The following is a 15,312-nucleotide window of genomic DNA, read 5'->3' as shown; positions in this document are numbered from 1 at the left end:
GCAGGCGCTGCTGGTCGTCGTAGTGGTAGTGGCTGAGCAGTTGGCCTTGTTGGCGCTGATGCTCCCGACCGGATTTGAACAGGTGTGAGGTCAGCGGTTTGCCGTTGAGTTCGACGGTGGCGAGATGCCCGCCCTTGTCGTGGTTGAACACCACGCGGTTGTTGTCCGGCAGGCGCAGGTGTTTGAGCTGGCCGCAGGCGTCGTAGCCGTAGCGCAGGGTGCCCCAGCCCTGGTGTTCGGCGGTGAGGCGGTTTTGGCGGTCGTATTCGTAGGCCAACGCCCAGTGGCCGTCGTCGACGCTGAGGAGATTGCCCTGGCGGTCGTAGGCATATTCAACGACGCTGCCATCGGGCAGGGTTTTTCGTACGAGGCGACCGGCGTGGTCGCGCGCATAACGGGTAATGCGCTGACTGCCGTCGTCGCCGTGTTCGGTCTTTTCCTGCAGGTGGCCGTTGAGGTCGTAGGTGTACGCGGTGCGTTGGCCGTCGAAGCCGGTTTCCTGCTGGATCAGGCCGTTGGGGTGGTAGTCGAGTTGGTAGGTTTCGCCGACTTCGTTTTCGATCTCGGTCAGCAACAACCGCACGTTGTCGTAGCGGTAGTTGACCTGCGTGCCATCGGCGTTGAGGCGGCGGCTGATCAGGTGCAGGCCGTCGGCGTAGTCGTAGCGGGTGACGTGGCCGAGTTCGTTGCGTTCGGCGGTGATTTTTCCGTAGGGGTTGTAGCTGTATTCGCGGGTGGCACCGCCTGGCAGTGTCAGACGAATCAGCCGGCCCACACCGTCCAACTGATACTGGGTCAGCGCGCCGAATTCATCCTCGCGCGCCACCTCGCGGCCCAGGTCGTCATAGCGATAGCGCTTGATCCCGCCATTGGGTAGTTGCTCCTCAATGAGCTGACCGCGTTCATTCCACACCAGCCGATGGCAGCTGTGATCCGGGTACCAAACCCCGGTCAGTTGTCCGTACTTGTTGTAGCTGTAATCCGTGACATGCCCATCGGGATCGATCTTACGAACGACATCGCCCTGGTCATTGCGCTCGTACTTCCAAACCGCCCCACCCCGTCGCACCACGCGTACGAAACCGTTGTCATGCTCGTAGGTTGTTGGCTCATCATCCCCAGGAAATAACGCCACCAAGCGTCCGGCTTCGTCGTACTGATACGCCGTCACCGCCCCCAGCGGGTCCTGCTCGACTGTCAGCCGGCCTTTTTCGTCGTAGGATTTGAAGTGCTGCGCGCCATCGGGATCGATACGTTGCACCAGGCGTGCGCGTTCATCGTGGACATACACTTCCTGGCTGCCATCGGCGTTATGCACCGTGACGCGGCCGTCATCACCCCAGGCATAGCGCGTGTCCATCTGCGAGAAGCTGGCCCAATGCCGTATGCATCTCGCCGCCTTGCCAGCCCGTTCCCACGCCCAGAAGAAACTCGCCCCAGCGGCCAGGACGCGCTCCACAATGACGTGCTGCTCGTCGTAGCGGTACACCTCGCTTTCACCGACGGCATTGGTCGCCGAAACCAGTCGGCCCAGGTCGTCATAGGCGTAGGAAACAACGTTCTGCTCGGTGATCCATTCGTAAGGCTCATGCTCCTTGGCGCGCTGAACCTGGTAGTCCACCGCGACGATGCGACCGGACGAGTAGCGCAGAAACAACGAGCGACCAACCCCGTTATCCACTCGCTCGATACGCCCGGAAAAATCCCGGGCAATCCGCAGCCGGTTGTCATACGCATCGCTGATCGAGACCAATGCGCCATCGCGAAAGTGATAAAACCGTGACGCCTGCGCCAGCACCAATTCATCCGGCGAATCCCCCAGATAGATCGCCGCTTCGGCCAAGCTATTAGTGATCGCCGGTCGCACAGAGGTGGGCAAGGGCAGAGTGATCGACCGGTTCTCATGATCCGTCCACACCACCGAATCGCCCGACACACAAAGCCGCTGCGCCAACGCATGGCTCCAGCCAAACCCCAACCCGACATCCACTTCCACCGCACTGGTGCGATACAACCGTGCCCACTCAAACGGCAAAATCCCATCCAACTTGCCATCGGTCAGCGTCAACAGTTCCTCCCCGGTAACCATCGACACCGGGCAGCCGTTGGTGACGGTCTTATCCGAAGAGGCCGCCGCATCGCCCTTCGGATTCGTCGATACAGCAGGCACATCATCCACAGGCTCTTTTTGCTTAAGCACCGCGTTCTGCCGCGCCCGCCAGCGCATCTGCAGCGTGCCTTGCTTCACCCCGCCGACCACGCCGCGAACCGCTACCGCTTTGTAGCGATCCACCGCCTGCATGAACTTCGTCAGAATCGCCAGCACGCTCTGAACAAAACCTACAGCCGCCTTAACAATCTGTGCGCCATACCTGGCCAGCCGCAGGCTCAAATACGCCACAGCCGCCGCCGGCAATGCGATGGTCAGCACCGCGCCAATCACCAGGTCAATCAGCAGCGACACCACAAACCCAGCGGCCACTTGCGCAATCTCACTGGGCGGCAATGCGTCCAACCAGATCATCGCCGTGCGCACCAGCAGGAACAGCGCCGCCTCATCACTCGCGAGCAACATCGCCTGTGCCATGACCTTGGGCGCATCGGTGGCGATTTGTGCGAGCTTGGTCGCTTCAGCCCCCAGCTGTTCGACGTACTTCAACGGGTCTTCAAGCATCGCCTGCACCAGCTTGATGCTGTCCCACACGTCCCGGATCGCGGCCCAACTGCCCGCCAGTACGCCGCTGCCAATCGCACTGGCCGTGGACTGCTGCCAATGCGGCTTGAAGCCTTGCCACTGTTCGCGGAGCCACCGCTCCAGGTCCGCCATCAGCCCGGCGTAGGAGGCGAACAACGCATCCACCTGCTCCTGGGAAACACCGCCCTGTACCCGCACCTGATAGCGCCCGCCAGCGGCGCAGAGGTGTGAGCCCTTGCCGTGCTCATCCAGCATGACCCGCGTGGAACTGCCGTCATCCAGCCCGATCACTTCGACTGGAATGTCGCCAATCGGCACGTCATACACCGAGTCGAATGTGCTCTCTATCTTCAGCTCGCCGCCCAACTGGCACACGGCAACACTGCCGATAAAGTTCGGGTCGCTTATGCTCACGGTTGTCTGCGCGTCACCGACGCGCAACACCCGATCCATCCCCAGCAACGACGGCATATCTGCCGCATGGCTCACCGAATCCAGCGCCCGCGAATACCAGGCGCCCATCTGCTGGCGATAAGTCACCAGGCTCTGATGAAAGCCATCCAGCTCATGTTCGATAGAGGCAATGTGGGAAGCGTGGGTCATCCGTGACGTCTCGGCAGAGGGCAAGGCGTCGGAGTCTGCCGCAGTGAAAAGCGGCTGGATGAACGGCGGGAAAAATCAGAAAGGGCTTACGAAGGTCGCGTAATAGTCAGCTCCAATCACAGTTGGGGGCTACTTCAAATGGCGATCATGCTCATTGACGAGCAGTGCTTTGTGCTTCTTTAAGTTGGGGTTCAAATTCAATCAGCCCAGCCTGCATCCTCTGCAATACGGCGATTTGCCTGGCCAGGTCTCGCTTCTTAAATTGGCAATAGCGTGTTCTGCTCGATCTCAGGGCAAAGCATTGGCCTCTCCCTTTTCCAAATCGTCCGCCGACCTGCTTCAGAGAGTGTTGCAATAAGCTGATTTGCAATTGCCAGTAGGGCCGTTCCGTAAGATGTGTCGGGCAGCTCCTGAAGCGCTTACGACCCCTTGTTACTGCAAAGGCCTCTGACTAGCCTGCCGAAAACTCAAGAGTGAAACAGGCATGAGCGAAAGGTCTATCCGTTTGACGGCGCCTCCGACGGGCTACAGCGATTGGCTGACCGGCCTTAAAAAGCGCATCCACGTGGCACAACAGCGTGCGTCACTGGCAGTCAATCGAGAAATGGTGCTCCTTTACTGGAATATCGGTCACGAGATTTTGACCCGCCAGAACCAGCAGGGGTGGGGGAGCAAGGTTATTGATCGTCTTGCTCAAGATTTGTGTACGAGTTTTCCCTGCATGAAAGGTTTTTCGCCCCGCAACCTGAAGTACATGCGTGCATTTGCTGAAGCTTGGCCGGATTCGGAATTTGTGCAACAGGCTGCTGCACAATTGCCGTGGGGTCACAATGTGGTCCTGCTCGACAAACTTCCGGGCCCAGAACCCCGTCGTTGGTACATCGCGCAGGCGATTGAACACAGTTGGTCCCGCAACACGCTGGTGATGCAAATCGAAACTCGCCTACTGGAGCGCACGGGTAAAGCAGTCAGCAATTTCGAAAACCACCTGCCCAAGCCACAATCCGACCTGGCGCGTGAGTCGCTGAAAGATCCTTATCGTTTTGATTTTCTCAGTCTGGCCCTGGATGCGCAGGAGCGCGACATAGAAAATGCCCTGATCAAACACGTCACCGACTTTCTGTTGGAGTTGGGCGCTGGTTTTGCGTTCGTCGGCCAACAAGTTCTCTTGGATGTGGGTGGCGATGAGTTCTTCGTTGATCTGTTGTTCTACCACGTGAAGCTGCGTTGCTACGTGGTGATCGAGCTCAAGGCGGGAAAATTTAAGCCTGAACACCTAGGCAAGCTGAGCTTTTGCCTTGCTGCTGTAGATGCTCAGCTTAGGCATCCGCAAGATGGGCCAACGATTGGCCTATTATTGTGCAAGAGCAAGAACGCGGTGGTAGCTGAGTATGCACTGCGCGATAACAACCGACCTATCGGAGTGGCGGAATATCAACTGGTAGGGGCATTACCCGCAGAGCTGCAAACCAGTTTGCCAAGCATCGAGCAAATTGAGCGGGAACTGGCGGGCTAAACTCGGTTGAATAACGAAAGCCCGCTTTTGAGGGCAGGCTTATCGCGAATCTCGGCTGACTTACTTCTGATGAGCCGTCAGCGCCGCATACCCATTCATCAAGTTGCGATAGTTGGGAATGCGCTGGGACAACAAATTCCCCAGGCCTTCGATATCGTTGCGCCAGTCGCGGTGCAGCTCACAGGCCACCGAGAACCAGTTCATCAACTGCGCACCGGCCTGTGTCATGCGGCTCCACGCCGCCTGCTGCACCGTGGTGTTGAACGTGCCGGAAGCATCGGTTACTACAAACACCTCAAACCCTTCCGCCAGCGCCGACAAGGTCGGGAACGCTACGCAGACATCCGTGACCACACCGGCAATGATGATCTGCTTGCGCCCGGTGGCCTTGATTGCCTTGACGAAATCTTCGTTGTCCCACGCATTGATCTGGCCAGGGCGGGCGATGTACGGCGCGTCCGGGAACATCTCTTTCAGCTCCGGCACCAGCGGGCCGTTGGGGCCCTGTTCGAAGCTGGTGGTGAGAATGGTCGGCAGGTTGAAAAACTTCGCCAGGTCGGCCAGGGCCAGCACGTTGTTCTTGAACTCGTTGGGCGAGAAGTCCTGAACCAGGGAGATCAGGCCGGTCTGGTGGTCGACCAGCAGGACTACGGCGTCGTCTTTGTTGAGGCGGTTGTAGGTTGCAGTGCTCATGGTTGAATCCTTTTTGTTTAAGTGGGTTAGGGCGTTGCGTTCAACATGGGCACAGATTAATGGGTAGCGACGGCATGATAAATCGTCTGATATGGGTAATACCGTCAACTCAAAGGTGACAATTTCGGTCATTTAGCAGCAGCGACCTTTAGCGTCACTGAAAGAAGTACGACAAAAAATCTCACGCGTGAGCTATTGAGCCTGCTGAAAATTGCCTGTAGATTTTCTCACGCGTGAGTTTTTCACAGCGAGGTCAGCACCATGAAAAGCAGCTCTCCATCGAACCCGTCCCCAGGGGCCGATACCGATTCAACCCGTCTTCAGGGAGAGCGCTTGAAACCGTCGGTCAAAAAGCCATCAAGCTTCTACATGAAGCAAATGCGCGCAGGCCTGGCGGCCGCCGGCTATGTGAAACACGAGACTTGGGTGCTTCCCGAAAATCGAAGCCTGCTCAAGCAAATGGAGAAACAGCTTCGCCAGCCGATTCTGGTTGGTTCATTCATGTCGGAGAATTTCATGAGCGCAGGTACCAACTGGAATATCGATCGCCTCTTCACCGCTCTTCAGGCCCTGGACGAGGTGGTGTCCAAGGACATTACGCTGTCTCTGGTCCAAGGCTCCGAATCCAGTATCAAGCTGGAAATGAACGACTTCGGTGGCTTGCCGATTTACATCGCGGTGGTGGGCGAGCAGATCATCGTCGATACCGTGCTGGTCGATGCCGAGTCCATCAACGATGTCGCAACCTTCAATGACGCGGTGTTGCGCAGCCGGGAGATGTTCCCGCTGTCCTCGATCGGTATCGAGTCCATGCCGAACGGGCAGGTGGTCTACAACATGTTCGGCGCATTGAGCTCCGACTCCAGCCTGACCAATATCGTGACCGAGGTGAAAACCCTGGTCGACAACGTGCAGCGCGCCAGCGAAGCCTTCGAACGTTTCTTCAATTAAGTATTCGGGAGTATCCAATGACTCAGTCCATCTGGAGCAAATTGTTCACCGCGCTGCGTGGCGGTGCCAACGAAGTCGGCGAATCTATCGTTGACCAACAGGCCCTGCGCATCCTCGATCAGGAAATTCGCGATGCCGACACCGCGCTGGCCAACGCCAAGCGTGAGCTGGTCAGCATCATGGCCAAGCACAAATTGGCGACTGATCGCGTCAACGAGTACGACGCCAAGATCAAGGACCTGGAGTCCAAGGCAGTGGCGGCCCTGCAGGCCAATCGTGAAGACCTCGCCTTGGAAGTGGCCGAAGCGATTTCGACCCTGACCAACGAGCGGGATGTCGAGCATAAGCAAGCCATTGAGTTCGGTGGCTATGCGGAAGGCATGCGCAAGGACATCACCAAGGCCGAAAGCCGGATCAAAAGCCTGCGTCAGCAAGTGGATATGGCCAAGGCTCGCGACAGCGTACAGAAGGCCCAGGTCAGCGCCTCCATCGCCAGCGGCGGTGCCAACGGCAAGCTGGAAACCGCCGTCGGTACGCTGAATCGTTTGCAGGCCAAGCAGCAGCAACGCGCCGCTGAACTGCAAGCCCAGGATGAGCTGGCTGACGCTTCGACGGGGACCGATCTGGAGCGCAAGCTGCGCGACGCCGGCATCACGCCTGATGAAGGCAGCGCCAATGCGATTCTGGAGCGCCTGAAGCAAAAGTCGGCGGAGTAAGCAACGTCGCCGCTGGGAGGGCAGTGTCTGCCCTCCCTTTTTTGTCGAGGTCAGGATGGATGCCCTGAAGGGTTTCAAGACAATCGCAGGCTTGGCCTTCTTGATGGTCGCGCTGCAACTGCTCAATGTGGCGACCGGTTACAGCCTTATGGCGTTCGGCCTGATCCCGAGAACGCTGCAGGGGCTGCCCGGCATACTCATGTCACCGTTTCTGCACGGCTCGTTCGCCCACCTGAGCGCCAACCTGATTGCCTTTGTGATCCTGGGCAGCCTGGTGATGATCGAAGGGCTCAATCGGTTTGTGGCCGTCAGCGCGATCATCATTGTGCTGGGTGGCTCGCTGGTCTGGCTGTTCGGTTTTGCCGGCATACACGTGGGCGCCAGCGGCTGGGTCTTCGGGCTATGGGCCTACCTGTTGTCTCGCGCCTGGTTCCACAGGAGTTGGGGCAACCTGATAACGGCCGCTGTCGTCGCGGCACTGTATGGCGGCTTGATCCTTGGCTTCCTGCCTCGCCAGGGTGTTTCCTTCGAAGGGCATCTGTTTGGCGCGTTCGCCGGATTTATTGCAGCCAAGGTACTTCTCTCCAAACCACGCAGCAGGTTTAATGCCGGCTGAGCGCGCTTGAGCATCCCGATGTCGAGGCGACAACGTCATCAGGTAATCAAGTACCCAAGGAGCCAGGGACAACGTGTCGATTTTTCTTCTGTTGCGCAGGTACGCTTCCTCGCTCTTTCACCGCTTCGGTTGGGCGGGGCTGGTGATCGCCCTGGGGATACACCTGATCACCGCCTACCTGGGCCTGGTGTACCTGGGCGAACAGCACCTCACCGCTCCCGCCACATTTATTTACTTCTACCTCACCACCACGCTGACGGTCGGCTATGGCGATCTTGCGCCGCAGACCTCGGCGGGGCGCGTGTTCGTGGCTGCCTGGGTGATGCTCGGGGGCATTGCGCTGCTGACGGCAGCCATCGGCAAAACCACCAGCACTGTCATCGATGCATGGAGAAAAGGCATGAAGGGCAAAGGCGATTTCACCGGTAAGGTCGGTCATACCGTGCTCATTGGCTGGGAGGGCGCGTCCAGTGAGCGAGTCATTGAGTTGTTGCTCCAGGACGAGACCTCGAACGACAACCTGATCGTCATTTGCGATTGCACCCTCGAAGAAAACCCGATGCCGGGCAAGGCGGCGTTCATCCGGGGTGAAAGCCTGTCTTCGACAGCGTTATTGTTGCGTGCCGGCGTGCCCGGTGCCGAGCGTGTGCTGGTGCGCACTCCGTCTGATGATCTGACGCTGGCCACCGTGCTGGCGGTGAATCAACTGAGCCCGGTTGGTCATGTGGTTGCCCACTTCAATGAAAGCGAAATTGCCGCCCTGGCCAGCTCCTACGCCCCCAGCCTGGAATGCACATCAAGCATGGCTATCGAAATGCTGGTGCGCGCGTCTCAGGATCCGGGCTCGTCGGTGGTCATCAATGAGCTGTTGTGCGTGGGCCAAGGTGCCACCCAATACTTGATGAAATTGCCCGAGGCCTTTGAAGCCACGTTCGGCGACCTGTACACCCAAATGAAAGAACGCCACAACGCCACACTCATCGGCTATCGCGCCCAAGGCGCCCCGCAACCCTCGATCAACCCGCCCAGCAACACGCGCGTTGCAGGTGGCGAACTCTTCTACATCGCCTCCACCCGCCTCAAGGAAATCTCCAATGGGATGGTTTAAACAGTTGATGGGGCTTGAGGCCCCGCACGCCAATACACAATCGAAAGAGCCTGGCCAAGCCGTGCCGACCACCGGGCCGCTGGGCCTGGCGCCGGGCAAAGGCGTGATATTCGACACGAGCCTGAAATTGCTGCTCGACGGCAAAACCACGGTGATCATCCCCGGCACCCAGGAAATCTGGAGCAACGGCACCGTTGACCTCGGGCAGTCGACCTGGCTGTCTCGCTACTACATGAACGACGAAGATTACTGGCTGCAGGTACACACCACGGGCGATATCACCGGGCAGGTCGAGTCGGTGATCCTGTTCAACTACCTGAGTTACGTCACCCTCAGCAGCGAGGCCGAACTGCGCCGCCTGGCGGGGCCGCAGAGTCTGATCGGTTTGCCGACCTACACCCACAACGGCGTCGAATACGCGCGTGTATGGGGCAGCGAGGAAGGTCAGACAGAATTGGTGGCCATGAGTGAGCAGGTGATCAACCCCGAAGACGCCTACAGCGTCGAGCACCGTTCGATGCTATACGCACGGGATACAGGCCTGACCGATCGACGTGAGTTCCTGCTGTTTTCCGTCGAGGAAGACGCTGAAGGCACCGTTAGCCTGAGCACATCGCTGGGCATTTCGCTGTACACAACCGACTTCAAAGCGCTCTAAAAAAGGAAGAAACACATGCTAGAAGCTCTCTCCATTTCACTGAACAAAACCGCTGTGCTCGGGTTTGTGACCTACATCCTGGGCGCTGCCGTACTGTTCGCATTGTTCCAGTTCATCTACACCCGCATCACCCCGCACAAAGAATTCGAACTGATCCGTGCAGGCAATGTTTCCGCAGCCGTTGCCCTGGGCGGTGCCATCGTCGGGTTCGCCATTCCGGCCAGCAATGTGATTGCCTACTCGATCAGCATTCTCGACTTCGTCGTCTGGGCAGTGATCGCGGCCGTCGTCCAACTGCTGGCGTTTCTGCTGACCAGCCTGGTACTCAAAGGCACGTCCGAGCGCATCAGGAAGGGCGAGCTTGCGGCAGGCATCTACGTGGCCGCCGTGGCTATCAGCGTCGGCATGTTGAATGCCGCCTGCATGACGCCCACCCAGAACTGATTGCGCACGGAGCTCCCGATGAAACGAAGCAAGTACGTCCAGCTTTCGCTGGCAGCGTCGGTCGCGATGGCGATTTCCGGCTGCGGGCCGACGGAAAAAACCTACGATCTGCAGAAGAAGTACAACTTCCAGTCCGTTCAGCAATGCGCCGATGAAAAGCTTCCGGTGGACGTCTGCTCGGACGCCTACATGACCGCCATGGCCGAGCATCGCCGCATCGCTCCGGTGTACGCCAGCCAGGCCGACTGCGATGCCGACTTTGTCGCCGGCTGGTGCCAGCTGGACTCCAATGGCCAGTTCATTCCCAAGCTGGGCGGTTTCGAGCTGACCGCCGAAGGCCAGGTGACACAATCCCAGGTCGACGCTGCCAATGCTCAGGCGGGTAATGCTCAGGCAAGCGGCGGCTCCGGCTTCTCCACCAGCAGCCTGCTGACCGGTCTGCTGATCGGCAACATGCTGAGCAGCAATCGCAACAGCTACCGTTCTGAGCCCGTGTATCGCTATCGCGATGATCGCGGCGACTACGCCAACTCGACGCTCAATCAGCGCGTCTCCAATGGCGCCACGTTCGGCCGCTCGAACCAGGCCCGGTATGGCAGCAGCAGTTACACCAACACGCTGCGCTCCTCCGGCACGTCGGGCTCCGTGGCATCGGCCACCTCCCGTGGCGGTTTCGGCAGCAAGGCCAGCGCACGCAGCGGCTGGGGCGGCGGGTCGAGCAGTTAAGGAAAACCCGGGCATGAAGAAGATCCATTGCGCAGAGCGTCATGACTGGAAACAGACGGCCGACAGCCTCGGCTTTCTGTTCCACACCATCGACAACGAACCCTATTGGGACGAGAGCGCGTACTACCAGTTCACGCTCAAGCAAATCGAGCAAGACCTGGAAGACCCGACCACCGAGATCCATGACATGTGCATGGACCTCGTGGCACGCGTCGTCCAGAGCGAAGAACTGCTCGAACGCCTGAGCATCCCCGCGCCTTTCTTCGACATGATCAGAACGTCGTGGCTGGAAGGTCATCCGCACCTGTATGGGCGCATGGATTTCTCCTACAACGGCACCGGCCCCGCCAAGCTGCTGGAGCTCAACTACGACACACCGACCAGCCTTTACGAGGCTGCGGCGTTTCAGTGGGGCTGGCTGGAGCAATGCATCGAGCGCGGCCTGCTGCCCAAGCATGCCGACCAGTTCAACAGCATCGACACCAAACTGCACCAGGCTTTCGCGCAGTTGCAGGTCAACCAGCCGTTCTACTTCGCCTCGATGAAAGACTCGGTCGAAGACAAAGGCACCACCGACTACCTGCGCCTGGTCGCGGAAAAAGTCGGCATCGAATCACGCCACATCGACATCGAAGATATCGGCTTGACCCCCGAAGGCCGCTTCGTCGACCTCCAGGACCGTTGGATTCCCCATCTGTTCAAACTGCACGCCTGGGAATTCATCTTCCACGAACCCTTCGGCGCCGCGATTGCCGAGAGTGATACCCAGTTTTTCGAGCCTGCGTGGAAATCCATCATTTCCAATAAAGGCATCCTGCCGCTGTTGTGGGAATTCAACAAAGGCCACCCGAATCTGCTCGCCGCCCATCTGGATACCGAACCGGGTAAAGCGGTGCCGAAGGGGTGGGTGCGCAAGCCGTTTTTCTCGCGGGAAGGCGCCAACATTGAGCTGCAAACGGCTGATGGGCTGGTTGTGAAGGAGGACGGGCCCTACACGGATGCGCCGTTTATCCTGCAGGAATTTGCGCCGTTGCCGCGGTTTGGGGACAGCTATACGTTGATTGGGTCCTGGGTGATCGGGGACCAGGCGGCGGGGATTGGGGTGCGGGAGGATAATAGTTTGATTACCAAGGATTCGAGCCGGTTTTTGCCGCATTTGATATTGGATTGAGGCTGGCGCTTAAAGGGCCAGCAGGGCTGATCCCTTTCATTTGCAGGACGTTTCCGAGAGAATCCCAACCGCATTGCGCCAGCGGGAATGCGTGGCTAGGCTGCGGATCGTCACTGCCTATTCAGTGATCGGGTTTAGTCGCCCGGATTCGATTGGCGCATAAGCAACTCATGAGTCAGGCCCCCCTTCGCCTGCATCTTATGGTGGCTGTGCGCAGGGCACCTCCGGGTGCGCCGGGTTTCCAATCGACCGGTCGACTAACCTGCGTACAGCTGCCGCCTTTTGTTTAGTCGCGAGAAGTGGCAGCTCCAAATTATCGATTGGAGGTTTGCTATGGATAACGTTGTTTCGGATTCGCTCTCATCGCCTGCGACCAACCCTTTTACTGTCAATGAAGAGCTGAGCTTTGAGGATGCCTGGGTGCGCGTGGCTGAGTTGCTGCAGTGTGCGGTGGCGACTTCGCAGGTGCTTGGGGAGCCGTTGGCTGCGCCGCAGAGGGCGGTGATGCATCTGGTGGAGATGGCGAAAATGGTGGCGGATCGTGCTGTGGAGTGTATGCGGCCCGCATAAGGCCACAGAGAGAAGGGCAGGGTATAGCAGCCCGCTTTTGATTACTCAATTGTCCAACAGTTGTTGGACAATTGAGTCGGGGTACTTCGCTCGGCGACTTTTCGTACCAACCCTAGTTAACATCAGGGCGCCAAGTCACCTCACGCTTCCGATTTCTAAAGTTTATTTCGGAGTTTAGTTAGATCCGCTCGTTAACCCTCGACGGATCAGATCAACAACCGTCATGACCAGGCCAGATGCGTATCGCTGGGCTAGCATTCTTTCCTCTGCGTCTTCCTCGTTCTTACCATATAGGAACTGTGCGTAGGAAACCGGCCCAGTGAGTTCAAAACCCTCTGCATCGTCGCAATCACAGAACCGGAGCTCTAATGCTTTGAGAGCGGCGTCTACCGCCGGTTGGTGTAGGCCTGTCGACGCTCTGTCGATGAATTGTGCTGCTACAGCCTCAGGAGGGCCGAAGTACTGCATCACATGAATTAGATCCCCCGCATCCTTGGGTTCAGTACGACTGTCGAAGGCAAGGGCTTTGAGAATGATGAAAGCTGTGATATCTGCGTACCGGACCGTTTCGCGCGAGATTCCGCCGCCATCCAGTAGGCTGGCGGTGACCAGCCTCTCCTCATACCATTCATGTACGATTTCAGCATGCTCGATCGGCAACGCAGCGACATCTTCACCGTCGATGTTTCTTGCTTTGCCTGGAGGCGACTCAGCCGTGGCGCCCTGTAAAAACTCTACAAGGACGTACTCGTGCTCCGATAAGCGTCGCATCCAACGCCAACCAGAGGACCAGCCATTCAGCGGGTTAACATAGCGCTCAAATCCGCGCTCCTTCAACTGTTGGCCGAGGGAGGCGTAACCCTCACCATCAGCCATCAACTGAAGGTTCAACACCATGTCCACATCCGAAGTGCCGAAATGTGCAGGAACTTCAGGCGACTCTGGCGTGAGGTACCTGGGCACCAATCCGCCTACGAGGCGAAGCGTCGATTTAAGGGGGCCAAACGCTCCCAGAAGCGTCACAAGAACTTGTTCGCAGGCATCGGTCTTATTAGGGGAGTAGCCAGCTGCAGTCTTGGGTTTTGGTTCTAATGCCATGGTTTAGACCTTCAAAATGTCCTGTCGGAACTGAGCTGCCAGCTCAGCATTTCGGCCTCGACCATCCAGCAAGTCCAGATATTGAACGAATGGACTGGCAAACCAGCCCTCGTACCCCTCTAGGCGCTGTCGGAAAAGCATGCTTGAGCCTGAGCGTTCGATCAGCACTACGTTGGTCCCTTTCTCAGCAGGCTTCAGTCCAATTATGTGGGCCATCTCTTCAATGCGCCCGGGCGTGACCTGTAGCTCTGCGGTATTTGTCTGGGTAAGTAAGGGAGAGATAGCGTTTGCAGCAATTGCTCCGGTGATGGCCCATTCGATGTCATAACCGGCCGCCTCAGCTCTGTAGCTGATCTGGTTCAAAAGTTGGCCGGGTTTGGGGCAGAAAAAGTACCATTTAGTTTTGTTTTCTTTCCGCTTTTGCCAAGCCTCAACCCAAGCGTCTAGTAGATCACCCGGTTTGGAGAGCCTTCTGCGCAGTTGGCGCCCCTTGCCTTCGGATTCGACCCACTCCAGTCGCTCAAGCTCTTGCAGGACCGTTGAAACAGTGAACGATGAGGTTTTGGACAATTCTGAAAGAGCTAATCCTGTGAGCCAGTCGCCTTTGCTCTGCAGCAATGCGTGGATCACCATCTCGCGAGAGCCGGTAAAAAGGGAAATGGTACGTTGCTTTGGAGAGGTCTTAGGTTTGCGATCAATGTTGACTAGCCATTTATCATGATGCAGGTATAGCGAGCCACTGGCATCGTAGAAGCCTATCCCTCGGCGGATTAGCTCTTCACGGGCACCATAACTCAACTGTTCTGCTAGGAGCATTGGGACGATGGCATTGTCTGTTGGGGTGCTGCGGTATCCATCTAGAACCCATACTGCTTGGCGAACGTCGCGAGGGTATACCACTCGCTTGAGTTCTATCGGCATCTCCCATGTTCCAGAAGGTGTTGCGATCTTGAGCAGGAGATCAACGTTGCCATCATGGCAAGGAACCTCATATTTTCGGTCCAGAACCTTGGCGCCCGTCGCGCGTTGAAATGACTCAACGAATGACTCGATAAGTGGGAGCTGGTGGTGCTCAGAAATCTCGTACCGCATAGCTTGATCGTCCAGATAATGTAGCAAAATAGACGTTTATTTATGTTTTTTATAGATTAGCTGTACAGATAAGCAAGGGCAATGAATTTTTATTTATGTATATTAGCTAGTTTAGCTGTACAGCTAATATGCCATAAAGAAAGGCTTCTTATGGTTTTTGCCGCTTGTTTAGCTGTGTTTTTTTGGTCAGGGGAAACTCGTAAGCGGGGCCAGTTATTAGGGAATTCCGTCTGGAGGGTATGCCTCAGCGCCCAGTACATGCCGTCCCACAAGGTCGGCCGGCTTTGGAAGTTCTAGAAAACAGAGGTGGATGCCTGGATTAAGGCCGGTGGTGCCAGTGACAGCTGCGCACGAGGCTCGTGATGATGTCTGAACGCTATCGCTTGTCTTATGCCGCGAGCGTATTGTTTGCTCGGCAGGATGAGCGGGTTGTCGGTCGCAATTTTTCATTGCACAACGCTGGGGATCTGGGGAAACCCGTCTGCGGGTAAGTGAACTTCCTTGCGCACATTGTATTGAAGCGTCCGCAGACGCCCGAAGGCGAGAGCAACGCATTCATGACTGCTGGTTATCAAATCGAAGTGGAAGAAGAAACAACGCATGGATAACGTATTCAATTTCCGCGATCAATTGATAAATGAATACAGCAGCTTTT

At 57.4% G+C, this 15,312-nt stretch carries 14 protein-coding genes; 10 read left to right on the top strand and 4 right to left on the bottom strand.

Features of this window, described 5'->3' with window-relative positions; all coding sequences use genetic code 11:
* The coding region (locus G7025_RS14585; RefSeq protein ID WP_181079874.1) for a DUF6531 domain-containing protein at positions 1-3,298 on the bottom strand (3,298 nt) is incomplete at its 3' end.
* Between the two features lie 484 nt (positions 3,299-3,782).
* On the opposite strand from G7025_RS14585, the gene G7025_RS14580 reads away from it, so the two are divergent.
* Positions 3,783-4,814: a PDDEXK nuclease domain-containing protein gene (locus tag G7025_RS14580; protein ID WP_181079873.1), complete on the top strand. Its 1,032-nt coding sequence runs from the start codon at positions 3,783-3,785 to the stop codon at positions 4,812-4,814.
* Between the two features lie 60 nt (positions 4,815-4,874).
* Here G7025_RS14580 and ycaC read toward each other — a convergent pair whose 3' ends face one another.
* A complete protein-coding gene (gene ycaC, locus G7025_RS14575) occupies positions 4,875-5,507 on the bottom strand; it encodes an isochorismate family cysteine hydrolase YcaC (protein WP_093514305.1) in 633 nt (210 codons plus the stop codon).
* A 369-nt stretch (positions 5,508-5,876) separates the two neighbouring features.
* On the opposite strand from ycaC, the gene G7025_RS14570 reads away from it, so the two are divergent.
* The 9 genes from G7025_RS14570 to G7025_RS14530 all read left to right on the top strand — a co-directional run bounded on the left by G7025_RS14570 (position 5,877) and on the right by G7025_RS14530 (position 12,467).
* On the top strand, positions 5,877-6,458 hold the full coding sequence (locus G7025_RS14570) for a YjfI family protein (RefSeq protein WP_181079881.1): 582 nt from the start codon (positions 5,877-5,879) through the stop codon (positions 6,456-6,458).
* 17 nt (positions 6,459-6,475) lie between these two features.
* Positions 6,476-7,174, top strand: a complete 699-nt coding sequence (locus G7025_RS14565; protein WP_094065968.1) for a PspA/IM30 family protein — start codon at positions 6,476-6,478, stop codon at positions 7,172-7,174.
* A 55-nt stretch (positions 7,175-7,229) separates the two neighbouring features.
* On the top strand, positions 7,230-7,790 hold the full coding sequence (locus G7025_RS14560; RefSeq protein ID WP_181079872.1) for a rhomboid family intramembrane serine protease: 561 nt from the start codon (positions 7,230-7,232) through the stop codon (positions 7,788-7,790).
* Between the two features lie 73 nt (positions 7,791-7,863).
* Positions 7,864-8,898 (top strand): ion channel, encoded by a 1,035-nt coding sequence (locus tag G7025_RS14555; RefSeq protein WP_181079871.1) that lies wholly within the window; start codon positions 7,864-7,866, stop codon positions 8,896-8,898.
* Complete coding sequence (locus G7025_RS14550; RefSeq protein ID WP_181079870.1) at positions 8,885-9,556, top strand: DUF2491 family protein; 672 nt, start codon at positions 8,885-8,887, stop codon at positions 9,554-9,556. Before G7025_RS14555 ends, G7025_RS14550 begins: the two co-directional genes overlap by 14 nt.
* A 15-nt stretch (positions 9,557-9,571) precedes the next feature.
* Positions 9,572-10,000 (top strand): DUF350 domain-containing protein, encoded by a 429-nt coding sequence (locus tag G7025_RS14545; RefSeq protein WP_034115228.1) that lies wholly within the window; start codon positions 9,572-9,574, stop codon positions 9,998-10,000.
* Positions 10,001-10,018: 18 nt separating this feature from the next.
* Entirely contained in the window at positions 10,019-10,726 is a 708-nt protein-coding gene (locus G7025_RS14540; RefSeq protein ID WP_181079869.1) for a DUF1190 domain-containing protein, read from the top strand.
* Between the two features lie 13 nt (positions 10,727-10,739).
* Complete coding sequence (locus G7025_RS14535; RefSeq protein WP_034115226.1) at positions 10,740-11,897, top strand: glutathionylspermidine synthase family protein; 1,158 nt, start codon at positions 10,740-10,742, stop codon at positions 11,895-11,897.
* Between the two features lie 333 nt (positions 11,898-12,230).
* Positions 12,231-12,467 carry a DUF6124 family protein gene (locus tag G7025_RS14530; RefSeq protein ID WP_181079868.1) on the top strand — a complete coding sequence of 79 codons (237 nt, stop codon included), beginning with the start codon at positions 12,231-12,233 and terminating at the stop codon, positions 12,465-12,467.
* A gap of 174 nt (positions 12,468-12,641) precedes the next feature.
* Here G7025_RS14530 and G7025_RS14525 read toward each other — a convergent pair whose 3' ends face one another.
* Together G7025_RS14525 and G7025_RS14520 are read right to left on the bottom strand one after the other, a co-directional pair.
* Positions 12,642-13,565 (bottom strand): hypothetical protein, encoded by a 924-nt coding sequence (locus tag G7025_RS14525; protein WP_258197690.1) that lies wholly within the window; start codon positions 13,563-13,565, stop codon positions 12,642-12,644.
* 3 nt (positions 13,566-13,568) lie between these two features.
* A complete protein-coding gene (locus tag G7025_RS14520; protein WP_181079867.1) occupies positions 13,569-14,657 on the bottom strand; it encodes a type IV toxin-antitoxin system AbiEi family antitoxin in 1,089 nt (362 codons plus the stop codon).
* Positions 14,658-15,312: the final 655 nt, after the last annotated feature.

Source organism: Pseudomonas lurida (genome assembly GCF_013522705.1).
Taxonomy (GTDB): domain Bacteria; phylum Pseudomonadota; class Gammaproteobacteria; order Pseudomonadales; family Pseudomonadaceae; genus Aquipseudomonas; species Aquipseudomonas quebecensis.
The sequence above is the reverse complement of the archived record's forward strand: the minus strand, read 5'-3'. Positions and strand labels throughout refer to the sequence as shown.